Source organism: Bradyrhizobium sp. CCBAU 53421 (assembly GCF_015291625.1).
GTDB lineage: Bacteria > Pseudomonadota > Alphaproteobacteria > Rhizobiales > Xanthobacteraceae > Bradyrhizobium.
This window is the reverse complement of record NZ_CP030047.1, coordinates 8,519,385-8,544,490: the sequence shown is the minus strand read 5'-3', so window position 1 is coordinate 8,544,490 and position 25,106 is coordinate 8,519,385. Positions and strand designations below refer to the sequence as shown.

The following is a 25,106-nucleotide window of genomic DNA, read 5'->3' as shown; positions in this document are numbered from 1 at the left end:
CGCTTATTAGACGATATATCAGTAATAAAGCCAATATCGCAAAGAACGGTTCTAGATGGTCGGCGCCGGAAGGTTGTTGACAGGACGCGACTGTCGGTCTTAAAGTTAGTGGAGATTAACATTGAGGTGCGAAGGAGGCACAACGCATGCGGTTCATCTTCTTCAGCGAAGGGGAGACCCAGCCGGGACACACCCACGCGCACCGCTATCGCGAGCTCATCGACGAAGTGATTCTGGCGGAGAAAGTCGGATTCGATGCGTTCGGGTGCTCCGAACAGCATTTCGCGATCGGCACGGCCTCGACCTCCGCTCCCGAGGTGATCTACCCGTACATGATGGCGCTAACCAGTCGGATCCAGTTCATCCACCTGATCACGCCGCTTCCCAAGAAGATCAACCACGCGCTGCGCGTCGCGGAGCGGCTGGCGACCGAGGATATCCTGTCGAACGGCCGCGTCGGGCTTGCCGTCGGCCGCGGCAACACCACCCTCGCGCTGCGCGCCTTCGAGGTCGACCCCGAGGAGACCAAGGCGCAGCAGATGGAGGGCATTGAGGTCATCCGCCGGGCCTTATCGAACGACATCTTCTCCTTCGTCGGCGAGCATTACAAGATTCCGCCGCGAAGCCTGACGCCCAAGCACGTGACGCTGCCCTATCCGCCGATCATGATGGCGACCTCGAGCCCGCAATCGATCACCGCCGCGGCGCACATGGGCATCGGCGCCATGATGGGCGGCGGCTATAGCGGATTCGCCTCGGTGCAGAGGTCGGCCGAGCTCTATGACAAGGAGTTGGCGAGCGCTGAGCACGTATACCCCGTGCAGGCGCAGAAGGTGGCAGTGATATCCGGCGGAATGCATTGCGCCGATACAAATGAGGAGGCAGAGCGGTGGGCGGCCACGCTGGCCCATAGCGTCGCCTTGTCCATCGACGCTTATGAGCGGCTGTCGAAGCTGTCCGCCGACTACGGATCGCTCGGTAAGATCAAGAACATCGACTTCAAGAACGAGCGCTATTTGTTCGACGAGTCGGGCAGCTTCATCGTCGGCGACGTCGAGACCTGCACCAAGCAAGTCCAGCGGTTCGTCGACATGGGCATCGACGCGCTCGCGCTGCGCATCGATGGCATGCCGCACAAGGAACTGATGAAGTCGATCGAACTGTTCGGCAAGTACGTCATCCCGAGGTTCAAAAACCTCCGGTCGGTCGTACGCACGTCCAACGCGATCCTTGCAGACATCCGCGCCGCCCGCCCCGCCCATTATGCCGAGCGCGAGGCCTTCGAGAACGCCAAGGCGGCCGCCGGGACCGTCGATGGCGCAGTCCGTAATCCTGCTGCTTCGGCCTGACGCCTATTTGAAGAACTGGAGACTGAAGATGAAAGACAAAAAATATGAAGGCTTGCTCGTAGAGATACGTCCGAGCGGTGTGGCCGTCATAACCATGAACCGGCCTGAAATCCTCAATGCCATCAATTGGCCTATGCATACCGCATTGGAGGAGGTGTTCGTAGACCTCGATAACGACCCCGCGGTGAAGGCCATTGTGCTCACCGGCGCTGGTCGGGGCTTCTGCTCAGGGGGCGATCAGAACGCGCTTGATACCGGCGGGCATCCGATATCGCCCACGCGCTCGGGGCGACATCTCATCAGGAACATCCTCGAAGTAGAGTCCCCCGTCATCGCTGCCGTGAACGGCGTGGCGGTCGGGTTGGGTGCCACGCTTGCCCTTTTTTGCGACGTTATCTTTGCCCAGCCCAGCGCCCGTTTCGCCGATACGCATGTTACGGCCGGCGTCGTCGCCGGAGATGGGGGCGCTGTAATTTGGCCGCTTCTTCTTGGTCCGGCGCGGGCCAAACACTTCCTGATGACCGGTGACTTCATTTCGGCGGAAGACGCGGCGGCTGCAGGGATGATCAACAAGGTCGTGCCGGAAGGTACTGTTCTTGATCATGCGATCGGCTACGCCGAGCTGCTCGCGAGTGGTCCCCGCAACGCGATCGTCTGGACAAAATATAGCGTCAACAAGCTGATCAAGGAGCAGGTGCATCTCAATCTGGATACCGCGATGGCGCTTGAGGCGCTGACCTTCAAGAGTCCCGATCGCAAGGAAGCCGTCGCTGCCTTTCGAGAGAAACGTAAGCGCTTCGCGGAACTTTCAATTACCCATAATTGTTGCCTCGATTGCGGCTCCAAGTTCGATGTCGTTCAGCCGCGATAGTCCGCGCCAGATCACGGTGTTTCCTGGAGGCGGATCGTTGGCTCGGGCCAAGTATCCTCCGAGCCGCGCGATCTTGACGACATAGTGCGAGAGCGTGCTTCGTCGAGAGCAATCACCACGCCTGTCTTTCACCAAATGATCAAGAACCCTGATTTCGGGATCTGTCAGAGCCATTTGCGGTACGGCATTCGGCGAGGAGCGATTGAGCATCGTCATCCAGAAGACGCGCCAACTCACAATGCAGAAGACCGCGATCAGATTGACCAGACGCTCAGCCGTTCGCAATTTTGAGTCCTCTGCTTTGCAGCCCGATTTGAGGATCTTATGGAAGACTTCGATCTTCCACCTCAAGGCGTACCATTCGATCTTATTGATGGCGTCCTTGCGCGATTGGACCGGGAGATCGGTGAGGAGCTTCCACTCGATTTTCTTTCGCCGTTTCGGCCTTCCCCGCTCTTGAGCATGGATCACGGTCAGAGTGAGTGCGGGATATTTCGTCTGTTTGCCAATCGGCGGCAGGACTCGTATCTTGCGGTACCTGATCTCAAGAACGGCGTCGTCGGGATCGCCTTTGTCGTCCTTGACCTTGATCCGATGTAGACCCTTGATCGTAACCTCGTCCATTTCGTCGGCAATTGTATGATTGCCGTCCCCGGCAAGCCGATCAACACAGGTTCGCACCAAAAAATGCGTTCCAGCCTCCTCGGCGAGGCAAAACAGCTCATAGATGTCGCTCTCGCGATCACCAATATGAACGCATCGTCCAGGGGCAGCGAGAAGGTCGGTCGATTGCCGTAAATTCTCGAGCCAGCGGATGCTCTCCTTCTGCTCGATCGGCACCCGTGTCGGATTGATCTTTCGCTTCAGCGCCGTCGTCCCCTTGAACTTCTTGCGGGTCCAGAACTTGATTGCCGACAGTCCGAGCGGAAGCCCCTCGGTCGTCACGGCGAGACTCGAATGCATCAGGATGCCGCACTGCGTGCGTCCTGCCGTCTTGCCCGTAAAGCCGATCAGATCCGGCTTCTCGCGCTTGAAGCTGAATTCCGTCGTGTCATGGAGGACGAGGATCGGTCCCTCCGTCGCCGCTACGCGCCCGCGCGTCGCCTCGAAATGACCGCAAAGAATATCCGCCTCGTCGACCCGTTCGTTGGAGAAGAAGCGATAGGCGGCCTTCGTGTTGGCCCAATCCTGACAAACCAGCGGGATGCTTTGACCCATGTCGCTCCCGATTTGTGCGAGCAATTTGCAGAACCGGCGACCAAGCCGCTCATCCTTAAACTCGCATCCCGCAACTTCCCGATCAACCCACGTCTCGATACCGGTCGTCAATCGCTGAGCACGCGCCCCCGCGCGTTCCTTCACCAAGCCCATCGAGCACCCCGCGCTTCCGAATCAGGTGCTCAACAACGAATCACAACAGATTCTACCGATTCAAGCTTTCGCCCGCGGCGCCTCGCCCAAATCCGACGTCAAATGTGGGTAATTGAAAGTTCGCGGAAGCCAAGAAGCCGGCGTGAGCCCGGCGCGACGTCGCTGCCAGACTTCGATGCATGATGATGGCCCGCTACATCGAGGCTTGACAGGCGTTCCGCGCGAAGCAATCGCCTCGCTCTCCTCGACGAAGACCGAGGGCGGCTTCGCCACCCACCGCAGCAATCAGACACGAGAGACATCCGATGACGGCTCTATCCGCGCGGCACGAGAGTGATGCGGCTGCCGGGCTGCGGACCGCCGACCATGACGGCGTCGTGGTCGCGACGCTCGACCGGCCGCCGGCGAACGCCTTGAACCGTGCGCTGTTGCTCGCCATGACGGCGCTGTTCCGAGATCGTGGCCAGAGCGATCCAATGCCGATCGTGATCACCGGTGCCGGGGGGCGGTTCTTCTGCGCCGGCGGTGACATCAAGGAAGCTGACGGAGCCGTCGCCGACCCGGTCGAAGCCCGCATGCGGGGTTTCCATAACCTTCTTGTCGCGATGGAGCGATATCCGGCTCCGGTCATTGCCGCCGTCAATGGCGACTGTGTCGGCGGCGGCGTAGAGTACGCGCTATTCGCGGATGTGGTGCTCGCGGTGCCTCACGCCCGGTTCGGATTCCCCGAAATCAGGCACGGCCTTCTGCCCGCGGATAAGGGAATCCAGCGCCTCATCCGCCTGATCGGAACACGGCCTGCACGTGACTTGCTGCTGAACGGCGAGCTCGTTGGCGCCGAGCAGGCGGAACGGTGGGGCCTTGTCGACGCGATTGTCGAGCCTGGTCGACTGATGGCGGAGGCGCTTGACCGGGCTCGAGAAGCCGGCCGCCGGGCGCCCGTGCTTTATGCGGCGCTCAAGCAGGCCGTGAACGATTACGACGACGCCGCCGATCAACGCCGAGCCGAACTGACGCTCGCCAAGGCCGCCTCCTGGTTCAACGACCCTGTGGCCCGAGGCCTCCGTCAAGGATGGAGACAGGCGCGGGCGTCGTCGCAGCCTTCGAACGAGAGGCCGCCAGCCCCAAACTCCACCCCACACTCAGGCCGGTAGGCCTGCACAAATCGGAGCGATGACCATGGCCTCAAATCCCGTCCCCGCAGCCAATGCCCGCGTACGGCAGGTGCCAGTCCTGAGCGGCGTCACCGACATCGGCGTCGCCAACTTCCAGGCCGTCGAGCGAACCTTCGCCCAGATGGTGCAGGAACGAGCCGAGGTTGAACCCGATGAGGTCGCGTTTTGCCAGTGGGACGGGACGTGCGCGATCCCGACCACGTGGGCGCAGTACGCATCGACCGTACGAGAGGTTGCGCTCGGACTGGCAGCCCTCGGTGTCGCGCCCGGCGACAGAGTCGCCATCATGGCGTCGGGCCGGGGCGAGTGGGTGATGGCAGCGCTTGGCATTCTGTCGGCCGGAGCGATTCCGGTCGGTGTCTACCCCATGAGTTCCGCTGCTGAAGTGAAGCAACTCGTTGGACACAGCGAAGCCGTTGCCATGGTTGTTGGCGACGACAATGACGTGGCAAAGGTCGCCTCAGTTGCTATGGAGCTTCGCGCCCTGCGAGCCGTGATCAGCTTCGATGGTTCACCGTCGGGACTTCCAGGAACGATTGTCGGCAAGACATGGGCCGCACTGCGCGAGACCGGTCGAGCCCACGATGCGGCCAACCCGGCGCTTTTCGACGAGCGCCTCGTTGGAGGGCACATCGACCAGCCGGCGGCCTTGTTCTACACGTCCGGCTCCACCGGAACTCCCAAAGGCGTCATCCATACCCACCGCACCCTGCAGTACTCCGTCCTTGGCTCCGCCGTACTCAACCCGGAGCTGACCACAACCCGCCGAGACTCGCTCAGCTTCCTGGGCCTCTCCCATGTCTCTCCGGCAATGTCCGGCGTCTACGTGCCGATCATGACCCGGGCGGTGGTGACCTTCTGCCGCCTGGACCAGCTCTCGGAGGCCCTGCGCGGCGTACGTCCTACCGGGATCGTCTGGCCGCCGCGGCTGCATGAGAAGCTGCTCAGCGTGGCGCTGGCCGCGATCAAGGGGGCGCCGGCATCTTTCCAGAAATCTTACGAGGACGCGATGGCGGTGGCCCGCGAGGTCGCCGCCGCGCGCCGACGCGGCGAATGCGTGCCTGCCGAGCTACAAGCACGCTACGATCAAGCCCAGGAACAGGTATTCCTGCCCCTACGCGCAAAGTTAGGCGTGGACCGGGTCAACATCGCATGGACCGCGTCGGGAGCGATGACGCCTGAGGTGCATGCCTTGTGGCAGCTGTGGGGCGTGGACTTGCGCGAGATGTACGGCACCACCGAGACCTGCGGCTGGGTCCTCGCGCAGTGGGATGGCGCCTTTCCGCCCCCTGGGACCGTCGGCAAGGCCATGCCCGACCCGCGATTTGGGATCAAGGTCAGTAGCGAGAGCGAGCTGCTGGTGAAGGGGCCTCTGCTGTTCCGCGGCTACTGGAACAACGCGGAGGCGACCGCGGACGTGATGGATGGCGAGTGGTACCGCACCGGCGACCTCGTCGAGATCGACGCCTCCGGCGAGGTGAAGCTTATCGGACGGGCCAAGGACATCATCGTCACCAGCGGTGGCAAGACCATCAATCCGCAGCCTACCGAGGTGCGCCTCAAGGCCAGCTCTCTCGTTGAGGAGGCCGTGGTCGTCGGCGACGGCCGCAAATACCTCACGGTCCTCATCTGGCCGACTCAGAACGGCAGCAAGCTCGACAGGGACGCCTTGCACGAGGGCTTGCGAAAACAGATTGAGGATATCAACGCCGAGCTTGCGCGTCCCCTTCAGCTCAAGGACTTCCGTATCGCGCCACGTGCGCTCTCGCCTGGAGCGGGAGAGCTCACTGCCAAGGGCACGATTCGTCGGGCTGCGGTGCTCACCTCGTTCAGCGCACTCGTAGACGAGATGTACGACTCAGCGGAGCACAACGAGTTCGCTGACCAAGCGCGGCTCCAGGGTTGAAGGAGCGAGAAGTGATGCGTTCCGAGCAACCGCGTGAGCTGCGGATCGAACATCTGACCAGCTCCGAGATCGCCGAGGCGATCGCGGCCGGCGCCCGCACAGCGATCCTTCCGCTGGGCGCGATAGAGCAGCACGGACCTCATCTTCCGCTGTCAATGGACAGCGATCACGCCGACGCGCTCGCGCTCCGCATCGCCCGCAGGCTAGGTGCTGCACTGGTCCTGCCAACGGTCAGGGTTGGATACTCGCCCCACCACCTCGGCTTCTGCGGCTCGCTTTCGGTGCGTCCTTCTACGCTGGAAGCGATCTGCCTGGACTATTGCAGCAGCCTGGCTGCGCACGGGTTCACCCGCGTCGTCCTCTTCTCCGGGCACATCGGCAATTACCCGATCATGCGCGACTTCGAACCGCGGCTGGCCGCAGCGCTCGCTCCGGCGCTTCGGGTCATCGTCTATAGAGACAGTGCCGCGATCCTCGACGCATGGCGGAAGTCCGCGCAGTCAGTCGCTGGCCTGGGTAGTCACGTAGGTGGTCACGCAGACGTAGCGGAGACCTCGGTGATGCTCGTCCTGCACCCCGAGAAGGTTCGGCGCGACCGGGCCGCCGCCGGATATCTAGGCACGGTAGACGAAGAATTCCTGCGTCGGGCATTCGTCGAGGACGTCGACGCGGTCTCGCCCAACGGTGTCCTCGGCGATCCCGCCGGGAGTTCGAAAGTGATCGGTCACGCGGCGTTGGACGCCGTGACCGATCTCGTCGTCGAGTACGCCACCGCACACGGAGCGCGAGCCGCATGCCATACATGAGCGAGCAGATGGACAGCAGGATGCTGCGCGACGCCTTCGGCGCGTTTCCGACGGGCGTGGTCGCCGTAGCGGCGCAAGTTGACGGGAAGCTGATGGGTCTCGCGGCCTCCTCATTTACCTCGGTCTCTCTCGACCCCCCGCTGGTGTCATTCTCTGTCGCGAAAGGCTCGACCACGTGGCCCGACCTGCGCCGAGCCGAACACCTCGGCGTCACCGTGCTCGCTGAAGACCACGGCGCGTTGTGCCGCCAGCTCGCCGGTCCGGCCCCGGAACGGTTCACCGGCGTCGCCTTCGAGATCACCGACAGCGGTGCGGTGATGCTCGCCGAGGGGATCGCCCAATATGACTGCAGCGTCCGCGACGAATTTGAGGCGGGCGACCACATCATCGTGCTGCTGAAACTTCATGCCGTCGTCGTTCATAGCCGCAGGCAGCCCCTCATCTTCCACCGTAGCGAGTTCGGAAGGCTCGCGTAGCCGTCATACCGTAAATTCGCGTTTAAGCGCCTCGCCCAAACGTCGACCGCGCGGCTTGAGAGAAGCGCCCGCCGCACGGAAGCTCTGCTTCACATCCCGTTGAAACAAACAAGCTGAGGAAAGGAAACTGCGAATGAGGAATAAAGTGCAGCTGACCATGGCAACGGCGCTGACCATGGCGCTATCAATCTCTGCGGCCAATGCACAGAAAAAATACGACCCCGGTGCCGGCGACACCGAAATCAAGGTCGGACAGACCATGCCGTTTTCCGGACCAGCGTCGGCCTATTCGTCGATCGGCAAGACCGAGGCCGCCTATTTCAAGATGATCAACGACCAGGGTGGCATCAATGGACGCAAGATCAATCTGATTCAGTATGACGACGCCTACTCTCCGCCAAAAGCTGTGGAGCAGATACGCAAGCTCGTCGAGAGTGATGAGGTGCTACTGACCTTCCAGATCCTCGGCACGCCTTCGAACGCAGCCGTGCAAAAATACCTCAATTCCAGGAAAGTGCCGCAGCTGTTCGCGGCTGCCAGCGCCTCGAGGTTCTCCGATCCGAAGAGCTTTCCCTGGACCATGGCCTACGATCTAAACAACTTCGTCGAAGGGCGCATCTATGGCCAGTACATCCTGAAGGAGTATCCGAGTGCCAAGATCGGCGTGCTCTATCAGAACGACGACTTCGGCAAGGATTATCTGAACGGCGTCAAGGCTGGCCTTGGCGACAACGCTGCGAAGATGATCGTGAGCGATGCGTCCTATGAGGTTTCTGATCCCACGGTCGACTCGCAGATCCTCAAGATCAAGGACGCTGGCGCCGATTTGTTCTTCAGTGCGACAACGCCGAAGCAGGCCGCGCAGGCGATCAAGAAGATCGCAGAACTGGGCTGGCATCCGCTGCAGATCGTCAGTTCGAAGGCTACCTCGGTCGGCAGCGTCCTGAAACCGGCTGGGCTTGAAAACGCCAAGGGCATCATCAGCGCCAATTACGGTAAGGAGCCGCTCGATGCGCAATGGAAGGACGATCCGGGTGTAAAGCGCTACTTCGTCTTCATGGAGAAGTATTATCCGGACGGAGACTTGAGCTCGAACTTCAATACATATGCCTACGGCGTCGCGCAGCTTCTGACCCAGGTGCTCGAACAGTGCGGTGACGACCTAACCCGCGAGAACGTCATGAAGCAAGCGACCTCGCTCAAGGATTTCACGGGCGACCTCGCGCTGCCCGGGATCAAGATTAACACTTCGCCGACCGACTACCGCCTCCACAAACAGTTGCAGATGATGCGATTCAATGGCGAACGCTGGGAGTTGTTCGGCCCAATTTTGGGGGAAACGAGTCCGGCGGGCTAGTTGCTGAGCTCTGATCCGATCGATGCCTGTCGGCCGTAGACGTTGTCTTCCGCTCCTCCCCTGGCTCGGCGGACTATCGCCGAGCCCTTTTTCTTAAGCGGATGGCGCATACGATAGCTTATCGTACCGTCAAGCCTCTCTTGTCTCTCACCGGCGGATGACCTTCTTCAGTATCTCCGCGCAAGCATTCGGAACTCTTGCTGGCCTAACGGGAATAGGTCTCACTGGAAGCCTCTTCGACGGTCCCGATCGCGTCATCGGCTATTCGCCGACCTTTCTCGGTCAGGTCGATTTCCCGTTGTCGCGGATCCAGCGGATCTTTGTGACTCGTGATCAGGCCGCGGGCTTTTAGACGTGTGGTAACACCGTTAATCGTGGCGGAATCATAGTAGATCAAGCGTCAAGGTGATTGTGCGGGCAAGGTCCGACCTAGCGCAACTTCGCAAAGGTCGAGAAACTGCGGAGCTGTCAGCCCGGTTTACGTCGACCCCAGCTGACTTACGTCGTGGCGGATTAGGCTATGCCATGAAGCACCGTTCCAGAAGCCAAGTCGATCGGCCGACCGACCTTAGCTCGCGCCCGGTATCCGGGAAGCGGTCCAGCCGGCTGTGGCAAACTGGGATGCTGACGATGCTCGTAAAGGCGTAGCGCGCGTTCGGCTCGATAAACCGGGCTTAGAAACAAAAGGAGATGTATCTTGCAATCACCCGTTCTCGTCATCGCGGGAAGCGTAAGGCCTCGACGCATTGCGCCGCAGGTTGCGGCTTGGATCGCCACGCTCGGGCGGGACGCGACGTCCTTATCATTCGAAGTGGTCGACCTGTCGGACTGGCCGCTGCCGATGGACGACGAATCCGCAATGCCGAACACGGGTCAGTATGAGCACGAGCGTACACGTGCATGGAGCCACAAGGTCGCCGCCGCGCCAGCCTTTGTGTTCGTGACGCCCCAATATAATGGCGGCTATCCAGCGCCGCTCAAGAATGCGATCGACCACCTCTATGAGGAGTGGGCCGGAAAGCCGGCGATGATCGTCTGCTACGGTGGCCACGGCGGTGGCAAATGCGCCGAACAACTCGTGCAGGTCTGCCAATACGTCAAAATGAAGCCAGTCGCCATTCGGCCGGCGCTCATGCTACCCCACGAACTCATCGTAGCCAATGCGGGCCAGATCGATCCGGCTGCCACATTCGCCAGCCAACTCACCGAGGTCGAACAGGCGTTCGCGCAATTGAAAGACGCCTTGGCAGACGATCAGGTCGCTACTGAGGCATAGGGCGCACACGTGAAGATCGCGCGGTCCATGAGCTGGACGCACACAGCAGCCGCTGGGGCCAAGCGGTGGATGTTGATCGTCGCCTCTGCGAAGCATGCACCCAAATGGCTGGTGACCGACAACTCCGCAGATCACCTTCAAAAGGATAGACGCAGCGCCCCTACTGGTCTTCAAAAGGCGTATCAAATGGCTTCGACCCAGAGCAAGGCCAACTCGATTATCCGCAAGACAATGGCTTGGCGCTTCCGCCCGCTGGAAATGGTTTGGCAAGCGACGACGGGCGTGCGGAGGCGTCACCGCTGCCGGGCTGGGGCGCGGGGAAAATAGCGCGCCGGCGTTGTCCCGAATGTGCGCCGGAACAACGCGATGAATGCACTTACCGTTTCATAGCCGAGATCGAGGGCGATGGTGGTCACCGGAATTTCGTCGGCGAGCATTTCCAGCGCTCGCATCAGACGTACGCGCTGTCGCCACTCGGTGAAGCTGAACCCGGTTTCGATTGGAAATCGTCGCGTCAGCGTCCGCACCGGGCTTCCGGCGAGGATGGCCCAGTCGTCTAGGCGTCGCTTATCGGCAGGATCGTCTGCAAGCGCGCGCGCAACCCGAAGCAGTCGTGGATCGGTTGGCATGGGCAAACCGAATTGCTCGCGCGGCAGCGATCGGATTTCGTCACGGATTACCTCGGTGAGATGAGTTCTGGCCAAGCCTTGGTCGCTATCTGACCAGGTTGCCGCGCGTGCCACGCATTCGCGCAGCAAGCTCGACATTTGCATCGTTCTGGGTACCGCCGGTAAGTCCACGCAGCAGTCCTCAGCGACATAGACGCTCCACCCGACGAAAGGTCCATGGGAGCACAGCGCATGAGAATGATGCGGCGGTATCCATACGCAATGAATCGCCGGTACAACCCAATGGCCCGAGTCCATGCCGACGGTCACGAGCCCATGCGTTGCCCCGAGAAGTTGGCCGCGCGCATGTCGATGCGCAGGAGTAACCCTCGGTTCGCCACCGTTTGCCAAGACGGCGATCAGCGGAGAGCCCGCGTCCGTATCGGCGCGGCTAGGTTCGATCAGTGGCTTCGACATGGCCTCAACTGCGTATTATATGGCCTAGATCGCGCAGCAACGCCAGCGTCGCATGCTATTCTCGGGTTGTGATCGAAGGAGAAATACGATGCGTGCAAAAGAAATGATGCCGGACGACGTCAACCAGGCTGTGATCAATGGAGTTGACGTTCGCAAAGGTTCTGTGGGTGCGTTTCTCGCCAATGCCCGGATGCTGGCTGCGCCCGAAACCAGCGTTGAGGATCGGCAAACGGCAGAGCGCGATGTGATCGAGGCGCTTCCTGCTTTGCAGGCCTTGGGGCTGTTCGATGTACTCGATATACACGACGCACACCTTCGCGCCTTTGTCGAAGCGCACTCCGGGCCGCGCTAAGAGGCTAGAAGCGAACCGTTTGGCTTTTGGGTGCCACCGACGAGGGGGCCGCCCTCCACCTCGCGATAGTGTCGCCGTCGCACAGTCGAGCGCTAGCGCGGCGGCCTACTCGCAGCCGAGACAGGTTAGCAAACGCAACCGTCGAGCAGATCCCACTTCGAGCCCGGCGGCTTGCCGCAACGAGCCGCGCCACTCGCTCATTTTATTGCCCGCGATCAAGGATTCTGGTATTCCAGTTGCATGGATCAATACGTAGACCTTGCCGCCCAAGCCGAGAAAACGATCCGCGATGGCATCATTCGAGGCGATTTCGAATTCGGCGAGAAATTGTCGGATCGCGCGCTCGCTGCTTCTATAGGGATCAGCAGAACGCCCGTGCGCGAGGCTCTCGCCAGTCTCGCCCGGGACGGGCTCGTCGTGATCCGTCCTCAGAGCGGCACCTTCGTCATGGTCCTGGACGAAGCGTCGGTGCGGATGTTGTGCGAGATGCGTACCGTCTTGGAACTGGGCGCTCTTCGTCTTCTGGCGGACCACCCCGAAAAGCTGGCGGCCGCCGTGTCCAAGCAGATCGCCGCCGGCGCGCTCGCAGTCGAAGCACAGGACGTCGAGACCGCCGAACGGATGGATTCCGAATTTCATCAGGCGCTGGTTCACGCCGCGGAAAACCCACTCTTGAGTAACGCCTATCGGGTCATCACTCACAAACTCAACGCGATCCGCTACCGGCTTCCGGCCGATCTCGAAAGGATGAGTCGGGCAGTCGAACAGCATCGACGGATCGTGGACCTGACCGTCACGGGCCGCATCGAAGAGGCAAACGTAGAACTCGTCTCGCATCTGAAGATCGTCCAGGGGCTTGCTTTGCAGATAGTCGGCAGCGAACCGACTGAAGCCACCGCGGGCCGACGGCCGAAGAGAACCATCCGAAAGAAATAGCTTCCCGCCAAACTGGAATTCCAGTTGACATAATTGGCCGATATGCCCTTAACTGGAATTCCAGTTTTGGAGGGTGGACGGCGTGGTTGAAACTAAGACGCGGGTACTCATCATTGGTGCAGGCCCGGCCGGCTACAGCGCGGCAATCTACGCAGCGCGGGCCAATTTGAAGCCGACTCTGGTCACGGGAATCCAGCCTGGTGGTCAGCTCACAACCACCACCGACGTCGAAAACTTCCCTGGGTTTGCTCAGGCGGTCCAAGGCCCTGAGCTGATGGAGCAGATGCGGCAGCAGGCCGAGCACGTCGGCACGAGCATCGTCTTCGACACGATCATGTCGGTCGATCTCTCGCAGGATCCCATCGTTGCCCAAGGCGACTCCGGCGACACCTACCTGGGAGACGCGCTGATCATCGCCACCGGTGCACAGGCGAAATGGCTCGGCAGTCCCGGCGAGGCAGATTATTCGGGATACGGCATCTCGGCTTGCGCGGTTTGCGATGGCTTCTTTTACCGCGGGAAGGAGGTCGTCGTCATCGGCGGCGGCAACACCGCGGTCGAGGAAGCTCTTTACCTCACGAACCATGCGTCCAAGGTCACGCTGATACATAGGCGGGACAAGCTCCGCGCAGAGCAGATCCTGCAGGATCGCTTCTTTGCCCATCCGAAAATCGAAGTTCTCTGGAACACTGAGGTCATGGCGTTTCTCGGCGAGGGCGAGCCTTCGCGTCGTCTCACGGGACTACGGTTGCTGGACCGGACCACGGGAGTGGAGACGTCCGTCTCCGTCGGAGGCGCATTCGTCGCGATCGGCCACGACCCGGCCACCGCGCTCTTCCGAGGCCAGCTCGACATGACGGATGCCGGTTACATCAAGATCGCGCCGTGGTCGACGGCGACCTCGCGAAAGAATGTTTGGTCGGCCGGTGACGTGAGCGACGACCGCTACAAGCAGGCTGTGGTCGCCGCTGGGATGGGCTGTATGGCTGCGCTTGAGGCGGAAAAATATCTGGCGGAGCGGACAGCGTCGCAGCCAACGGCCGAGAAAGCAAGAAAGGCAAGGGAATCCGCAACATAGGTTCAAACTACAATCGATCTGGAATTCCAGTTTGACGGCATAGCCGGAATTCCAGTTTCTCTGGATAAAGCGAACGTTGTGGGAGGTTCTTCCGATGTCGATGTTGCTCCGCAAATTCTCGAATAATCTCACGGCGCAGGTTGTGCTGGCGCTCCTGCTGGGCGCAACGGTGGGCGCGCTTTGGCCGGGCATCGGCGCCTCGATGCAGATGTTGAGTGATATCTTCATCAAGCTCATCAAGATGGTCATCCCGCCGATCGCCTTCCTGACGATCGTCATCGGCATCGCCGAGGTCCGCGACCTGCGCCGCTTGGGCCGCGTCGGGGGGCAGGCGCTGATCTATTTCGAGGTCGCCTCTACGATCGCCCTGATCGTGGGCCTGATCGTCATGAATGTGTTGAAGCCGGGCGCTGGCTTCGACAGGGCCGCGGTCGGCAGCCAGGCTATCGACATCTCGAAATACAAGGCAGCGCCGGTTGGATCGTACTTCTTCGATTTCCTGTCTGGCATCGTGCCCGATAACGCGATCGCGGCGTTCGCAAAGGGCGACCTGCTCCAGATCGTCTTCTTTGGCGTACTGTTCGGCTGCGCCGCAGTGCTGGTCGGCGAACGCGCCAGGCCGTTTGTTCTGCTAGCTCAATCGGCGAACGACATCCTGTTCAAGATCGTGGGGATGATCATGCGTCTTGCGCCGGTCGGTGCGTTCGGCGCGATGGCCTTCACCGTTGGCCGCTATGGCATCGGATCGATTCTCGTGCTGGGCCATATGCTTATCGCCGTCTACGCGACGTGCATCATCTTCCTTTTCGTGGTGCTCGGCGCGGTCGCTCGATTGAATGGCTTCGGGTTCACGCGCTTCCTGCGCTTCATGAGCGACGAGGCGTTGATCGTGCTCGGCACCTGTTCGTCCGAAAGCGTGTTGCCCCGCTTGATGGACAAACTCGAGCGCTTGGGATGCACGCGTTCCAGCGTAGGCCTCGTCCTTCCGGTCGGCTACTCCTTCAACGCAGATGGCACCGCGATCTATCTGTCGATGGCGGCGCTCTTCATCGCGCAGGCTTACGGAATCGAGATGTCGTTGGCCCAGCAGTGCGGACTTCTGCTGCTGCTGCTCATTACGTCGAAGGGATCAGGTTCGGTCGCAGGATCCGGATTCGTCGTGCTGGCAGCAACGCTGTCCGCCACCCATGTTCTGCCGGTCGAAGGTCTGGCTCTGCTGATCGGCATCGATCGTTTCATGTCGGAGGCGCGCTCGGTAACCAATATTATTGGAAACGGTGTCGCGACGGTCGTCGTCTCGAAGATGAGTGGGGAATTCGATCCCGTCCAGGCTGACGCGGCCTATGCGGAGCGTTTCGGCGCCGGCGTGAAATTCAACCTGAAACCCGTGACCGTTCCGGCGGACTGTTCTCCTGTTCCCACGGCAGGGATCATGTCGCCCGAGCCGCAACCGGACTGAACTGAAAACATTCGATCGGGAAAAACCGAAAGCGCCGAACTACCTCGTCGAATGGCAACGGAGGAGGGCGCAGCAACATGGAGGCAGTGCCTTAAATATGAATGTCAAACTCCAGGACGGCATCCTGATCTTCGCCAAACGCGAATGCGAGACCTGTCAGATGGTGGAGCACGTGATCGGTCAGATCGCCGACAAGATACCAACCGTCGTTTACACTCAAGACGATCCCTCTTTTCCGTCAACCGTGTCGGCGCTTGACGACTCTTCGCTCGAATCGTCCTTTGCGTTCGACGTGGAAGCGGTGCCTACGGTCGTCCGCATGAGGGAAGGCAAAGAGGTCGCCCGCACCTTCGGCTGGAGCCGCGCGGATTGGGAGAAGCTCACGGGCCTTGAGGGATTGGGCGAAGGATTGCCCGAGATGCGGCCGGGCTGTGGTTCGAAGTCACGCGAGCCGGGCGTCTACGATGTCTTGCGTGCGAAGTACGGCAAGCTCGATTTCAAATCGCGGCAGATCAGGCTCGGAGAATGGGATGACGAGATCGAAGCCTGCTTCGATCGTGGATGGAGCGATGGCCTTCCTGTTGTTCCTCCGACGGATGTGCGCATTCTCCGCATGCTGGAGGGCACCTCGCGCAAGCCCGACGAGATCATCGGCGCCGTGCCTCCGAACCTGTCGCCGATCACCGTTGAGAAGGTCGCAGTCAATGCCGTAATGGCGGGCTGCCGTCCCGAGTACATGCCAGTGGTTCTGACCGCGCTGGAGGCGGCGCTGGACCCTCTGTTCACGATGCACGGCCTGCTCTGCACGACGTGCTTCTCAAGCCCGATCATCGTCGTGAACGGACCGGTCGCGCGGGAAATCGGCATGAACTCTGGCATCAACTGCCTCGGCCAAGGTAATCGCGCCAATGCGACCATCGGCCGGGCGCTTCAGCTGATCATCCGCAACGTGGGCGGCGGCCGTCCCGGCGAACTTGACCGCGCCGTCCTCGGCGGTCCAGGCAAGTACACGTTCTGCTTCGCGGAGGACGAATCGGATCCAACGTGGATGCCCCTGTCGGTCGCGCGTGGAATCGAGCCCGGGAAGAACGCCGTAACGCTCTTCCAGGGCGATGGCATTCAAGGGTTCATCGATCAGCGGTCGAGGACTCCCGAGCAACTCACGAAATCGCTAGCCATGTCTTTGCTGGCCGTCGGGCACCATAAGTTGTGCGAATTCACGAACGCCTTGTTGGTCCTCGTTCCGGAGCATTACGCCATCTTCCGCGAAGCGGGGTGGGATCGCGGGCGCATCACCGAAGAGCTTCACACGGCGATGGTGCGTCCCGGCAAGGACGTCATACAGGGTGCCCATGGCGTCGGCGAAGGGGTCGACCCGCGCCGGGCGGACGAGATGGTCAACAAGTTCTGGCCGGAAGGTCTGCTTATCGTGCAGGCGGGTGGGCAGGCAGGCTTGTTCTCGGCGATTTGCGCCGGCTGGACCGGCGGCCGGTTTCGCAATGAATCCAAACCAGTGACGATGGAGATCACAACATGAAATACGGCATCAGCTTTCGCGACCCCACCTCGGAGACTGCATCGGAGTTGCGCGAACGGGCGGCGCCACTCGACTCGGTCGTCGGTAAGACGATCGCGCTCATGGACATCGGAAAAATGCGCGGCGACGAGTTCATCGACCGTCTCGAACAGCTCTGCACAGAACGCGGTATCGAGACGCGTAGGTATAAGAAGCCCACCAACACGCGGGTAGCCCCTCGCGAGATGATCAAGGATATCGCGGACAATTGCGATGCCGTCATCATCGCGCTGTCCGACTGCGGATCCTGCACGTCGTGCTCTACGCACGACCTGAACGATCTCGACAAGAAGGGACTCGCCGGTGTCAGCGTACTGACTACCGAGTTTCAACAAGCTTTCGAGTCTCAAAAGGGAGCGATCGGGCTCGACGCTGCAGCAGTTTACGTACCTCATCCTCTGCAGAACAAAACGACAGCCGAACTCCATCAGTGGGCGAATGCAGCGGTGGACAAGATTCTCCAGGCGATCGCGCACGATACCTCGTGCGTGACCGCTTTGGAAACTGTCTGAATAGGGTCGGCCCGCAAGAGATAATAATCAGCGCGGCCGTCGCCGCTTAACCGGAGGTTCCCGGTTACAAATTTGCGCACAGACGAAACTCAATTTTCCGCCCGTAGCCAAATTGGTGGGTAGTTGATTTGGGAAGGTCGAAAATGCTTTATCTTTCAATAGGGATTGCCTGACATTCTCTCCACCGGATGCACGATTTCGTGCGCCAAACTACGATTTCGCGCGATCCACAGCGATCTGCAAAAATGGCTAGGCGGCCTAGCGCGGAGAGAACGACCGTGCAAACCATGACGACGTTGCCGAACTGAAGCTATCGCCTGAAAGCCGCCCCACAAGATGTAGATCGCGAACATCGGACCATAGAGAAGCAGGACGCAGGCGGTGAAGAACGCCGCCAAGCGTCCGAGAGTTAATGACGCTCGGTGCAGCGACGAGACACGATTGCTCGCATAGATGCTCGGATATCCGGACAAGACGTCTCGATCGCCTTGTCGCTGCGTAGTCGGCGGGCGGCTCCAGTTGCCGCGCCGAGGCTGGGAACTGCCCGGTCGCTAGAAGCTGACCGCATTGTGGTCGAGCGCGCGCGAAGTCTCGATGCTCATGCCGCCGTCGATCCGCGTCTGGAGGGCTGTGTCGTAGTGTGACTTGGCCGGTCTCGCGATGCGCCTGGAGGCCGGACTGGGCGCCTTGATCTGAACGGGCTGATTGGAGTCGATAGGAAGTACCGTCTTGTGAGAAATCCGCTTCAACGCCAGGTTTGACCGAATGCTGGTCACGCCTGGTATGCGTGAGAGCTTGTTCACGATGAGGTCTTCAAGCGCCCCGATGTCGGACACCATCACACGCAGAAGATAATCGCTATCGCCCGTCATCAGGTAACACTCCATCACCTGGTTCAGGCGATCGATCGAGCGCGTGAAGTTCTCGAGTGAGAGCTGGACCTGCTTCTCGAGCTTGACTTGTATGAACGCAGTAACGCCGATCCCGACGACCGCCGGATCCAACACGGCAATTCGCCGGTCGATCACTCCGAGTTTTTCAAGCGTGCGAACGCGGGCGAGGCAGGGTGACGGTGAGAGATTGACGCGCGAAGCAAGCTCGACGTTGGTCAAGCCGGCGTCCTTCTGCAGTTCATTCAGAATCTTGATGTCGATCCTGTCCAGAGCCGTCGTTGTCATTCGATTTCTCCCTGGCAAACTGTGGCTTCGTCGAGGCCCGGTCCCGTGCGTTATCCCGCGTGGTGACGTCTCCATGACAGCGATGCTAACCGCAGTCGCGACCGTGGGAATTTCGACAAATTGACGACTTGTATCGAAAAACGGTCAATCTCCCCTGAGCTGGCCGTGGGGCATGAGGCACGCAGCCGCACCGACCTCATGAGGGATTGCGGCAATGCCGGACGTCGCAATCGCGCATTGAGAGGGCCGCCTTCTTCGCGGATGCCAGGCACGGGTCCAGCAGGGATAGATCGTCTCCGCTCGCCGCGTGCGCCGGAAGGTCATGACGCCGAGGCCCGCATGTCCCGGCACAAAATGCTGCTCAACGACGAGGGGGACCAATTGTTCGAGCATTCATGCCGGGCAAACGGCGCGATGATCACCGGACGATCGAAGCCTGCGGAAATCACGGATCGACAGCGTGTTCTGAATCGGGAGTGAGAAGGTGAAGCTCAAGCACGTCTATCTGACCGCCGTCGCGCCCGAAGAACTGGCGAGGTTCTACGAGGCGATCGGATTGACGATCCGCTTTGCCGATCCCGGCAAGTGGATTCAATTCGCCGGAGAGAAGGCCGCTCTCTGTGTCGCAAGCCCGGCCGAATCCGTATCTGTACCGTCTCAAAATGCCGTCCTTGTCTTCGAGGTGGATGACCTCGAGCTGGCTCTCGATCGTGCGCGGGCGCAGGGCGCCGAGGTGCTTGGCGACATCAGGGACATGGGGGCGCATGGTCGAGTGGTCCGTCTCAAGGACCCTCAGCACAATACGATCCAGCTGTTTCAGGCAGCGGCCGGGTAGGCCGCAAACCAACTCTCCGGGCCGCTTCGGCTCCAAATATCAGGGCAATCCACCATGAACCTTCGAGTATCGCCCATGCCCAGTCAGCAGATCCCGGCGTTCAGCAGCGCGGAATTCCGCAGCGCCATGCGCAACGTCCCGGGCGCCGTGTCGATCGTGACGACAGGCGCGCGGCCGGGCAGGCACGGTTTGACGCTCACGGCCGGTTGCTCGGTGTCGACCGAGCCATCGAGCGTGCTCGTCTGTGTCAACAAGTCGGCTGGCGCCCACGACACGATCAAGCAGAGCGGATCATTCTGCTGGAATATCCTCACGGCCGATCACGCTGCGCTGGCGCAAAAATTCGCGGGGCAGGACGGCAGCAAGGGCGACATACGCTTTAGCGAAGGCTTGTGGCGCGAACTCGCGACGGGTGCTCCAAGTCTCGTCGAGGCGATCTGCAGCTTTGATTGCCGCGTGTCCGATTGGTACGACGCCGGCAGCCATACGATTTTCGTCGGCAAGGTGATCGCGCAGGCGACAAACGCTGATCGCGAACCTCTTGTCTATGTGAAGGGCGAATTCACCGTGCCCAAGCGCCAGTGACCACTCATGCTGTCACTCTGGCTCAATGTTCTCGCAAGCGGCGTTCTGCTCGGCCTCGTCTACGGGCTCGTGGCGCTCGGCCTGACCATCATTTTCGGCGTCATGCGCGTCGTCAATTTCGCGCATGGCGAGATGGTCGTGTTCGGCGTCTACATCGGCTATTGGGCCGTCCGCCTTTGGGACGTTCCGATCGTCGTCGCGGCGGCGATCGCGGCGGTCGTGATGTTCGTCTTCGGCTATCTCCTCGAGACCCTGGTCGTCAAACGGTTTGTCAGCCGGCCGCATCATTATCAATTCATCGTCTTTATCGGCCTGTCGCTGCTTTTCACCGGCGTCCTGCTCGTGGCGTTCGGACCGGATCCGCGCCCCACGGCCTCCCAACTGTCGTTTCACACCGTATCGCTCGGCGTCGTGACGCTGGATCTGGCGCGGCTTCAGGCGGCGGCAACCGCCGGCCTGCTCATTGTCCTGCTGGGAGCGTATCTGAAATTCTCATCGTTCGGACGGTCCTTGCGCGCGGCCGCGGACAATCGCTTGGGCGGCCTCGTCGTCGGGTTGAATATTCCCCGGGTCTATGCGGTGACCTTCGGTATCGGAGCGGCCTGCGCGGGCGTCGCCGGCGCATTGATATCGCCCTTGTTCGATGCCCAGCCCTATCTCGCCGTCGACTTTACCTTGCTGGCCTTCGTGACTGTGATCGTCGGTGGTCTCGGCAGCTTCGGTGGGGCGCTGCTAGGCGGCCTGGTGATCGGCGTGGCCGAAGCCATTGCGGCCTTGATGTTCGCGCCGTCGATGAAAACCGCGCTTCCTTATGCGCTCCTGATCATCATTCTGGTTTTTCTTCCAAGGGGTTTCTTTGGTGCAAAAGAGATATGAGGGTGCGATCGACGTGAAGCGGTGGCTCGCCGGAGCACTGGTCTTCGTGATCTTTGCTTTGGTCGGGGCGCTGGGGAATCCGTACCTCATCTCGCTGCTGACGATCGTATTGCTGTTCACGTTCCTCGGCCAATCCTGGAATCTGATGCTCGGGATCGGTGGGCAATTGTCGATCGGCCATGCGCTCTTTGTCGGCCTCGGTGCCTATTCGGTGGGCGTCCTCGATGTCAAGTACGGCATTTCGCCGTGGCTCGGCCTGCTGCTCGGAATGTTTATTGCCGGATCGGTCGGCGCGGTGTTGGCGTGGCTGAGCTTCCGGTTCGAGGTGCGTGGTATCTATTTCGCGCTGCTGACGATCGCTGCCGCGGAGTTCGCCAGGATCATGTTCAGCGGCTGGGCGTTCGTCGGTGCCATGCAGGGGCTATTCTTTCCCGCGCCGACGAACGCGATCGATATCGCGATGCTGCGGGGAGACGCGCGATTCTACTACTTCGTCGCGCTTGCGCTGGCGGCGCTCGGGATCGCCGGAACGGACCTGATCTCGCGATCGTATCTCGGATATGTCTGGCGCGCCATGCGGGACGACGAGCAGGCGGCGCGCGCACTCGGCGTCCGCACGTTCAGGCACAAGATTCTGGTGATCGCGATATCGGCGGCGACGGCGGCCGCCGGTGGTGGAATTCTGGCGCTGGTGCAGGGTTCGATATTTCCGGACTCGATCATGGGCGTGGGACTGTCCGTAGACGTCCTGATCGGGCCCGTGGTCGGCGGGCTGGGCACGACATTTGGTCCGCTGGCCGGGGCGCTCACAGCCATTCCGCTGAACCATTTGATGGGCGCCCTCGGCGACCATTTCCGGATCCCCGGGCTGAACAACATCACCTACGGCGTCGTTCTGATTTCGGTCATCTGGTTCCTGCCCGACGGCATCTGGCCGGCGATCGTCCGGCTCTGCAAGACAACCCAGCCGCCGTCCCGAGTGTGGCTTCCGCAACCGCGGAAGGCCGAAGAATGACCGTCCTGCTCGAGGTCAAGGACCTGTCCCGATCGTTCGGGGGACTGGTCGCGGTGAACAATGTCAGCTTCGCGTTGGAAGCCGGACGTATCGCCGCGCTGATCGGGCCGAACGGGGCGGGAAAGACGACATGCTTCAATCTCGTCGCGGGGGCCATGCGGCCCACAAGTGGCCAAGTGGTCTTCGCGGGACGCCCGATCGAGAATACGCCGCCGGAGGCCGTCTGCAGGATGGGGATCGCAAGGACGTTCCAGATCGTGCGGCCGATGCGCGACATGTCGGTGCTCGAGAACGCCATGGTCGGTGCCTTCAGCTGGACTACAAACGTCAACGAAGCCCGATCGACGGCCTACGAGTCGCTTGAAAGCGTCGGACTGGCGGGCAAGGCCGATGCGCGGACGGACCAGCTCACCCTGCCGGATCGGAAGATGCTGGAAACGGCCAAGGCGCTATCGACACGACCCAAACTGCTGCTGCTGGACGAGGTGATGGCGGGCCTCCGGCCCACCGAAGCCGCCGGCGTTGTCCGCGTGCTGCAGCGGCTTGCCGAAGCCGGACTGACGATCCTCCTCGTCGAGCATGTCATGCGGATCGTGATGGAGGTTGCCTCGCATGTCGTCGTGCTTCATCATGGCGTCAAGATCGCGGAAGGGTGCCCCGGCGACGTGGTCGCGGATCCGCGGGTCCTTGAGAGCTATCTGGGGACCGGCTTCCATGCGTGACGAGGCGCTGCTGTCGATCGACGGGCTTTGTGTTGCCTACGATGGAGCGAATGCCCTGAACGCCGTTTCCTTGCGGATCCACAAAGGCGAGTTGATCTGTGTCGTCGGGGCGAACGGCGCCGGAAAGACCTCGCTGATCAGGTCGATCTCGGGGATCGTTTCATCTTCGGCTGGCGTCGTGAAGATGAACGGCGTCGATATCACCGGGATGCCGCCATGGGATATCTGCGAACGCGGAATTGCGCAGGTCGCCGAAGGCCGCCAGATTTTTGGAAGCCTCTCGGTCGAGGACAACCTGCTGCTGGCCGGATCACTCAAGCGGGCGAGGGCCAGTCGGTTCGAAACGCTCGCATTCGTCTACGAATTGTTCGAGAGGCTTCGCGAGCGCCGGCGGCAGTTGGCGGGGACCTTGTCCGGGGGCGAGCAGCAGATGCTGGCGATCGGGCGCGCCATCATGGCGAAGCCTGAAATCGTCATGTTCGACGAACCGTCGATTGGACTGTCGCCCGCCCTGACGGACGTGATGTTCGGCGTGGTGAAGTCTCTGCACGCGCAGGGAATCACGGTGTTGCTGGTCGAGCAGAACGTCGCGAAATCGCTCGCCCTGAGCAATCGCGGCTACGTCCTGGAAAACGGCTCGATCGTCCTGCACGGATCGGGCGACGAACTGCTGAGCAATTCAGAGGTTCAGCGGGCCTATCTCGGAATGTAGCCGGCGAGTGTAAGATCATGGAGAGCAACAGCGCCCTCATCATCGAACGCGACGGCGACATCGTCACAATGACGATGAACAGGCCGCCGGCAAATGCGTTGAATAACGCGCTGGTCGGCCGCTTGCTGGACGCCATTCGCGCACTGTCCGCGGAGGCATCGCCGCCAGGCATCGTTTTGACAGGCAGAGGTGATCGCTTCTTCAGCGCGGGTGGCGACATCAAGGAGGTGGCGGGCATCGAGATATCGAGGCCCCGCATGCGAACTTTCCACGCGCTGCTGTGCGGGATGGAGCGATATCCGGCTCCGTTCGTGTGTGCCGTTCGCGGGTATGCGGTCGGCGGTGCGCTGGAATTTCTCCTGTTTGCCGATTACGTCGTCGCCAATCGCGAATGCATGGTCGGGTTTCCGGAAATCAATCATGGCCTCTTGCCCGCAGCCAAGGGAATGCGGCAGGCGGCCCGGAAACTGGGACTTCGGGAAGCTCAGGCACTGCTTTACCGGGGCGAGTTGGTTGGCGCAAAGAAGGCGCTCGAGATCGGAGCGATCAACGAAATCGCAGCCACCACGCACGTGACAAGTCGCGCCGTGGAGGTCTGCGGGGCTCTGCGTGCAAAGGAACCAAAGCTATTTGCCGCGATCAAGCGCTCGTTGAACTTGACGGGACAGATGGATGACGCTTCGCTGGAGGCGATGACGATTGACGATCTCGGCGCCTATCTGTCCGAGGACAGTTCGGCAGATGCGCGCGCCCGCTTTCTCTCGAAGAGCTCAACGAAGGTATGAATGACATCCCTCGCGCCGCCTGACCATCTCCACCTTGAGCTCATGAGCTTCGAGGACGTATCGGATGCCGTGGCGAGCGGGAGCTCGACGGTCCTGATACCATGCGGCGCTGTCGAGCAGCATGGGCCGCATCTTCCGCTCTGTATGGATGCCGATCACGCGGATGCGCTTGCCGTCAACGTGGCGCAGCGCCTTGGCAGGGCGCTGATAGCGCCCACGATCAGGGTCGGCTGTTCGGCCCACCATCTTGTCCTTCCCGGCACCATCTCGCTTCGGCCGGAAACGTTCGAAGCGATCTGCCTGGACTATTGCACAAGCCTCGCGCAGCATGGCTTCAAGCGGATCCTGCTGTTCTCCGGGCACATCGGAAATTTTCCTGTCTTGCGTGACATGCTTCCCCGGCTGAGGCGCGCGGTTCCGCAGGACGTCGAGATCGATGCATTCTGTGACTCGATTGCCTGGATCGACCGATGGCGAAGCGCGGTCAAGGAGGCCGGGGGTGACCCGAACGCGGTCGGTGGGCATGCCGACATCGCTGAGACGTCGCTCATGATGTTACTTCGCCCGGACAGCGTGCGGCTCCATCGTTTCGAAGTGGGGCACCTCGGAGCGCTGTCCGAAGCGCAGCTTCAGGCCATGTGGAAGAACGGGATCAAGTCGGTCACGGACAACGGCATCATTGGCGACCCGTACGGTTCGTCGGCCGAAATCGGCGCGCGGTGCCTCGAGGCGATCTCGGATCTGCTGGCCACCTCGTTCCGCAAGTGAAGAGACGCTGCTTCCGCGCCTTCGTCGAGGGCAGGAAGGTGATCC

The 25,106-nt window shown here is 61.1% G+C and carries 25 protein-coding genes; 22 read left to right on the top strand and 3 right to left on the bottom strand.

The genetic code is table 11. The annotated features are described in order from the left end of the window. The first annotated feature begins 146 nt into the window (after nt 1–146). The gene (locus XH92_RS39580) at nt 147–1,349 is read left to right on the top strand and encodes an LLM class flavin-dependent oxidoreductase (protein ID WP_194456865.1); all 1,203 of its coding nucleotides are present in this window, start codon (nt 147–149) and stop codon (nt 1,347–1,349) included. Nucleotides 1,350–1,377: 28 nt separating this feature from the next. After that, the gene (locus tag XH92_RS39575) at nt 1,378–2,220 is read left to right on the top strand and encodes an enoyl-CoA hydratase/isomerase family protein (RefSeq protein ID WP_246788052.1); all 843 of its coding nucleotides are present in this window, start codon (nt 1,378–1,380) and stop codon (nt 2,218–2,220) included. Here the strand turns inward: XH92_RS39575 and XH92_RS39570 are convergent. Further along, entirely contained in the window at nt 2,158–3,591 is a 1,434-nt protein-coding gene (locus XH92_RS39570) for an IS4 family transposase (RefSeq protein WP_194456864.1), read from the bottom strand. The genes XH92_RS39575 and XH92_RS39570 overlap by 63 nt on opposite strands. Nucleotides 3,592–3,896: 305 nt before the next feature. Between XH92_RS39570 and XH92_RS39565 the strand changes: the two genes are divergently transcribed. The 6 genes from XH92_RS39565 to XH92_RS39540 all read left to right on the top strand — a co-directional run bounded on the left by XH92_RS39565 (nt 3,897) and on the right by XH92_RS39540 (nt 10,587). Next, complete coding sequence (locus XH92_RS39565) at nt 3,897–4,745, top strand: enoyl-CoA hydratase/isomerase family protein (protein ID WP_194456863.1); 849 nt, start codon at nt 3,897–3,899, stop codon at nt 4,743–4,745. Nucleotides 4,746–4,770: 25 nt separating this feature from the next. Beyond that, a complete protein-coding gene (locus XH92_RS39560) occupies nt 4,771–6,672 on the top strand; it encodes a long-chain fatty acid--CoA ligase (RefSeq protein WP_246788050.1) in 1,902 nt (633 codons plus the stop codon). A 14-nt stretch (nt 6,673–6,686) separates the two neighbouring features. Next, nucleotides 6,687–7,478 carry a creatininase family protein gene (locus XH92_RS39555; RefSeq protein ID WP_246788048.1) on the top strand — a complete coding sequence of 264 codons (792 nt, stop codon included), beginning with the start codon at nt 6,687–6,689 and terminating at the stop codon, nt 7,476–7,478. Continuing rightward, nucleotides 7,475–7,954 (top strand): flavin reductase family protein, encoded by a 480-nt coding sequence (locus XH92_RS39550; RefSeq protein ID WP_163150292.1) that lies wholly within the window; start codon nt 7,475–7,477, stop codon nt 7,952–7,954. The genes XH92_RS39555 and XH92_RS39550 overlap by 4 nt, the downstream gene beginning before the upstream one ends. A gap of 133 nt (nt 7,955–8,087) precedes the next feature. Continuing rightward, complete coding sequence (locus XH92_RS39545) at nt 8,088–9,311, top strand: ABC transporter substrate-binding protein (RefSeq protein ID WP_194456860.1); 1,224 nt, start codon at nt 8,088–8,090, stop codon at nt 9,309–9,311. A 697-nt stretch (nt 9,312–10,008) separates the two neighbouring features. After that, nucleotides 10,009–10,587 (top strand): NADPH-dependent FMN reductase, encoded by a 579-nt coding sequence (locus XH92_RS39540; protein ID WP_210345522.1) that lies wholly within the window; start codon nt 10,009–10,011, stop codon nt 10,585–10,587. 293 nt (nt 10,588–10,880) lie between these two features. On the opposite strand, the gene XH92_RS43510 is transcribed toward XH92_RS39540, so the two are convergent. Beyond that, on the bottom strand, nt 10,881–11,354 hold the full coding sequence (locus XH92_RS43510; RefSeq protein WP_246788046.1) for a helix-turn-helix domain-containing protein: 474 nt from the start codon (nt 11,352–11,354) through the stop codon (nt 10,881–10,883). 406 nt (nt 11,355–11,760) lie between these two features. On the opposite strand from XH92_RS43510, the gene XH92_RS39530 reads away from it, so the two are divergent. The 6 genes from XH92_RS39530 (at nt 11,761) to XH92_RS39505 (ending at nt 17,585) form a co-directional block, all read left to right on the top strand. Continuing rightward, nucleotides 11,761–12,024, top strand: coding sequence for a hypothetical protein (locus XH92_RS39530; RefSeq protein ID WP_194456858.1), 264 nt, complete (start codon nt 11,761–11,763; stop codon nt 12,022–12,024). Between the two features lie 171 nt (nt 12,025–12,195). Continuing rightward, nucleotides 12,196–12,960, top strand: a complete 765-nt coding sequence (locus XH92_RS39525) for a GntR family transcriptional regulator (RefSeq protein WP_210345521.1) — start codon at nt 12,196–12,198, stop codon at nt 12,958–12,960. 82 nt (nt 12,961–13,042) lie between these two features. Next, nucleotides 13,043–14,038 (top strand): thioredoxin-disulfide reductase, encoded by a 996-nt coding sequence (gene trxB, locus XH92_RS39520; protein ID WP_194456856.1) that lies wholly within the window; start codon nt 13,043–13,045, stop codon nt 14,036–14,038. Nucleotides 14,039–14,132: 94 nt separating this feature from the next. After that, nucleotides 14,133–15,497, top strand: coding sequence for a C4-dicarboxylate transporter DctA (dctA, locus tag XH92_RS39515; RefSeq protein WP_210345520.1), 1,365 nt, complete (start codon nt 14,133–14,135; stop codon nt 15,495–15,497). Nucleotides 15,498–15,594: 97 nt separating this feature from the next. Beyond that, nucleotides 15,595–17,034 (top strand): thioredoxin, encoded by a 1,440-nt coding sequence (locus tag XH92_RS39510; protein WP_194456855.1) that lies wholly within the window; start codon nt 15,595–15,597, stop codon nt 17,032–17,034. Beyond that, a complete protein-coding gene (locus tag XH92_RS39505) occupies nt 17,031–17,585 on the top strand; it encodes a hypothetical protein (protein WP_194456854.1) in 555 nt (184 codons plus the stop codon). Before XH92_RS39510 ends, XH92_RS39505 begins: the two co-directional genes overlap by 4 nt. Nucleotides 17,586–18,136: 551 nt before the next feature. On the opposite strand, the gene XH92_RS39500 is transcribed toward XH92_RS39505, so the two are convergent. Beyond that, a complete protein-coding gene (locus XH92_RS39500; protein ID WP_194456853.1) occupies nt 18,137–18,763 on the bottom strand; it encodes an Lrp/AsnC family transcriptional regulator in 627 nt (208 codons plus the stop codon). 484 nt (nt 18,764–19,247) lie between these two features. On the opposite strand from XH92_RS39500, the gene XH92_RS39495 reads away from it, so the two are divergent. The 8 genes from XH92_RS39495 (at nt 19,248) to XH92_RS39460 (ending at nt 25,061) form a co-directional block, all read left to right on the top strand. After that, entirely contained in the window at nt 19,248–19,598 is a 351-nt protein-coding gene (locus XH92_RS39495; RefSeq protein WP_194456852.1) for a VOC family protein, read from the top strand. A gap of 126 nt (nt 19,599–19,724) precedes the next feature. Beyond that, a complete protein-coding gene (locus tag XH92_RS39490; protein ID WP_246788044.1) occupies nt 19,725–20,183 on the top strand; it encodes a flavin reductase family protein in 459 nt (152 codons plus the stop codon). A 69-nt stretch (nt 20,184–20,252) separates the two neighbouring features. Further along, nucleotides 20,253–21,059 (top strand): branched-chain amino acid ABC transporter permease, encoded by an 807-nt coding sequence (locus XH92_RS39485; RefSeq protein ID WP_246788042.1) that lies wholly within the window; start codon nt 20,253–20,255, stop codon nt 21,057–21,059. Then, the gene (locus XH92_RS39480) at nt 21,043–22,074 is read left to right on the top strand and encodes a branched-chain amino acid ABC transporter permease (protein ID WP_194456849.1); all 1,032 of its coding nucleotides are present in this window, start codon (nt 21,043–21,045) and stop codon (nt 22,072–22,074) included. The genes XH92_RS39485 and XH92_RS39480 overlap by 17 nt, the downstream gene beginning before the upstream one ends. Next, the gene (locus XH92_RS39475; protein WP_194456848.1) at nt 22,071–22,796 is read left to right on the top strand and encodes an ABC transporter ATP-binding protein; all 726 of its coding nucleotides are present in this window, start codon (nt 22,071–22,073) and stop codon (nt 22,794–22,796) included. Before XH92_RS39480 ends, XH92_RS39475 begins: the two co-directional genes overlap by 4 nt. Beyond that, complete coding sequence (locus XH92_RS39470; protein WP_194456847.1) at nt 22,789–23,508, top strand: ABC transporter ATP-binding protein; 720 nt, start codon at nt 22,789–22,791, stop codon at nt 23,506–23,508. The genes XH92_RS39475 and XH92_RS39470 overlap by 8 nt, the downstream gene beginning before the upstream one ends. A 17-nt stretch (nt 23,509–23,525) precedes the next feature. Beyond that, nucleotides 23,526–24,293 (top strand): enoyl-CoA hydratase/isomerase family protein, encoded by a 768-nt coding sequence (locus XH92_RS39465; protein ID WP_194456846.1) that lies wholly within the window; start codon nt 23,526–23,528, stop codon nt 24,291–24,293. Continuing rightward, entirely contained in the window at nt 24,294–25,061 is a 768-nt protein-coding gene (locus XH92_RS39460) for a creatininase family protein (RefSeq protein ID WP_194456845.1), read from the top strand. It begins immediately after the preceding gene. Nucleotides 25,062–25,106 lie beyond the last annotated feature (45 nt).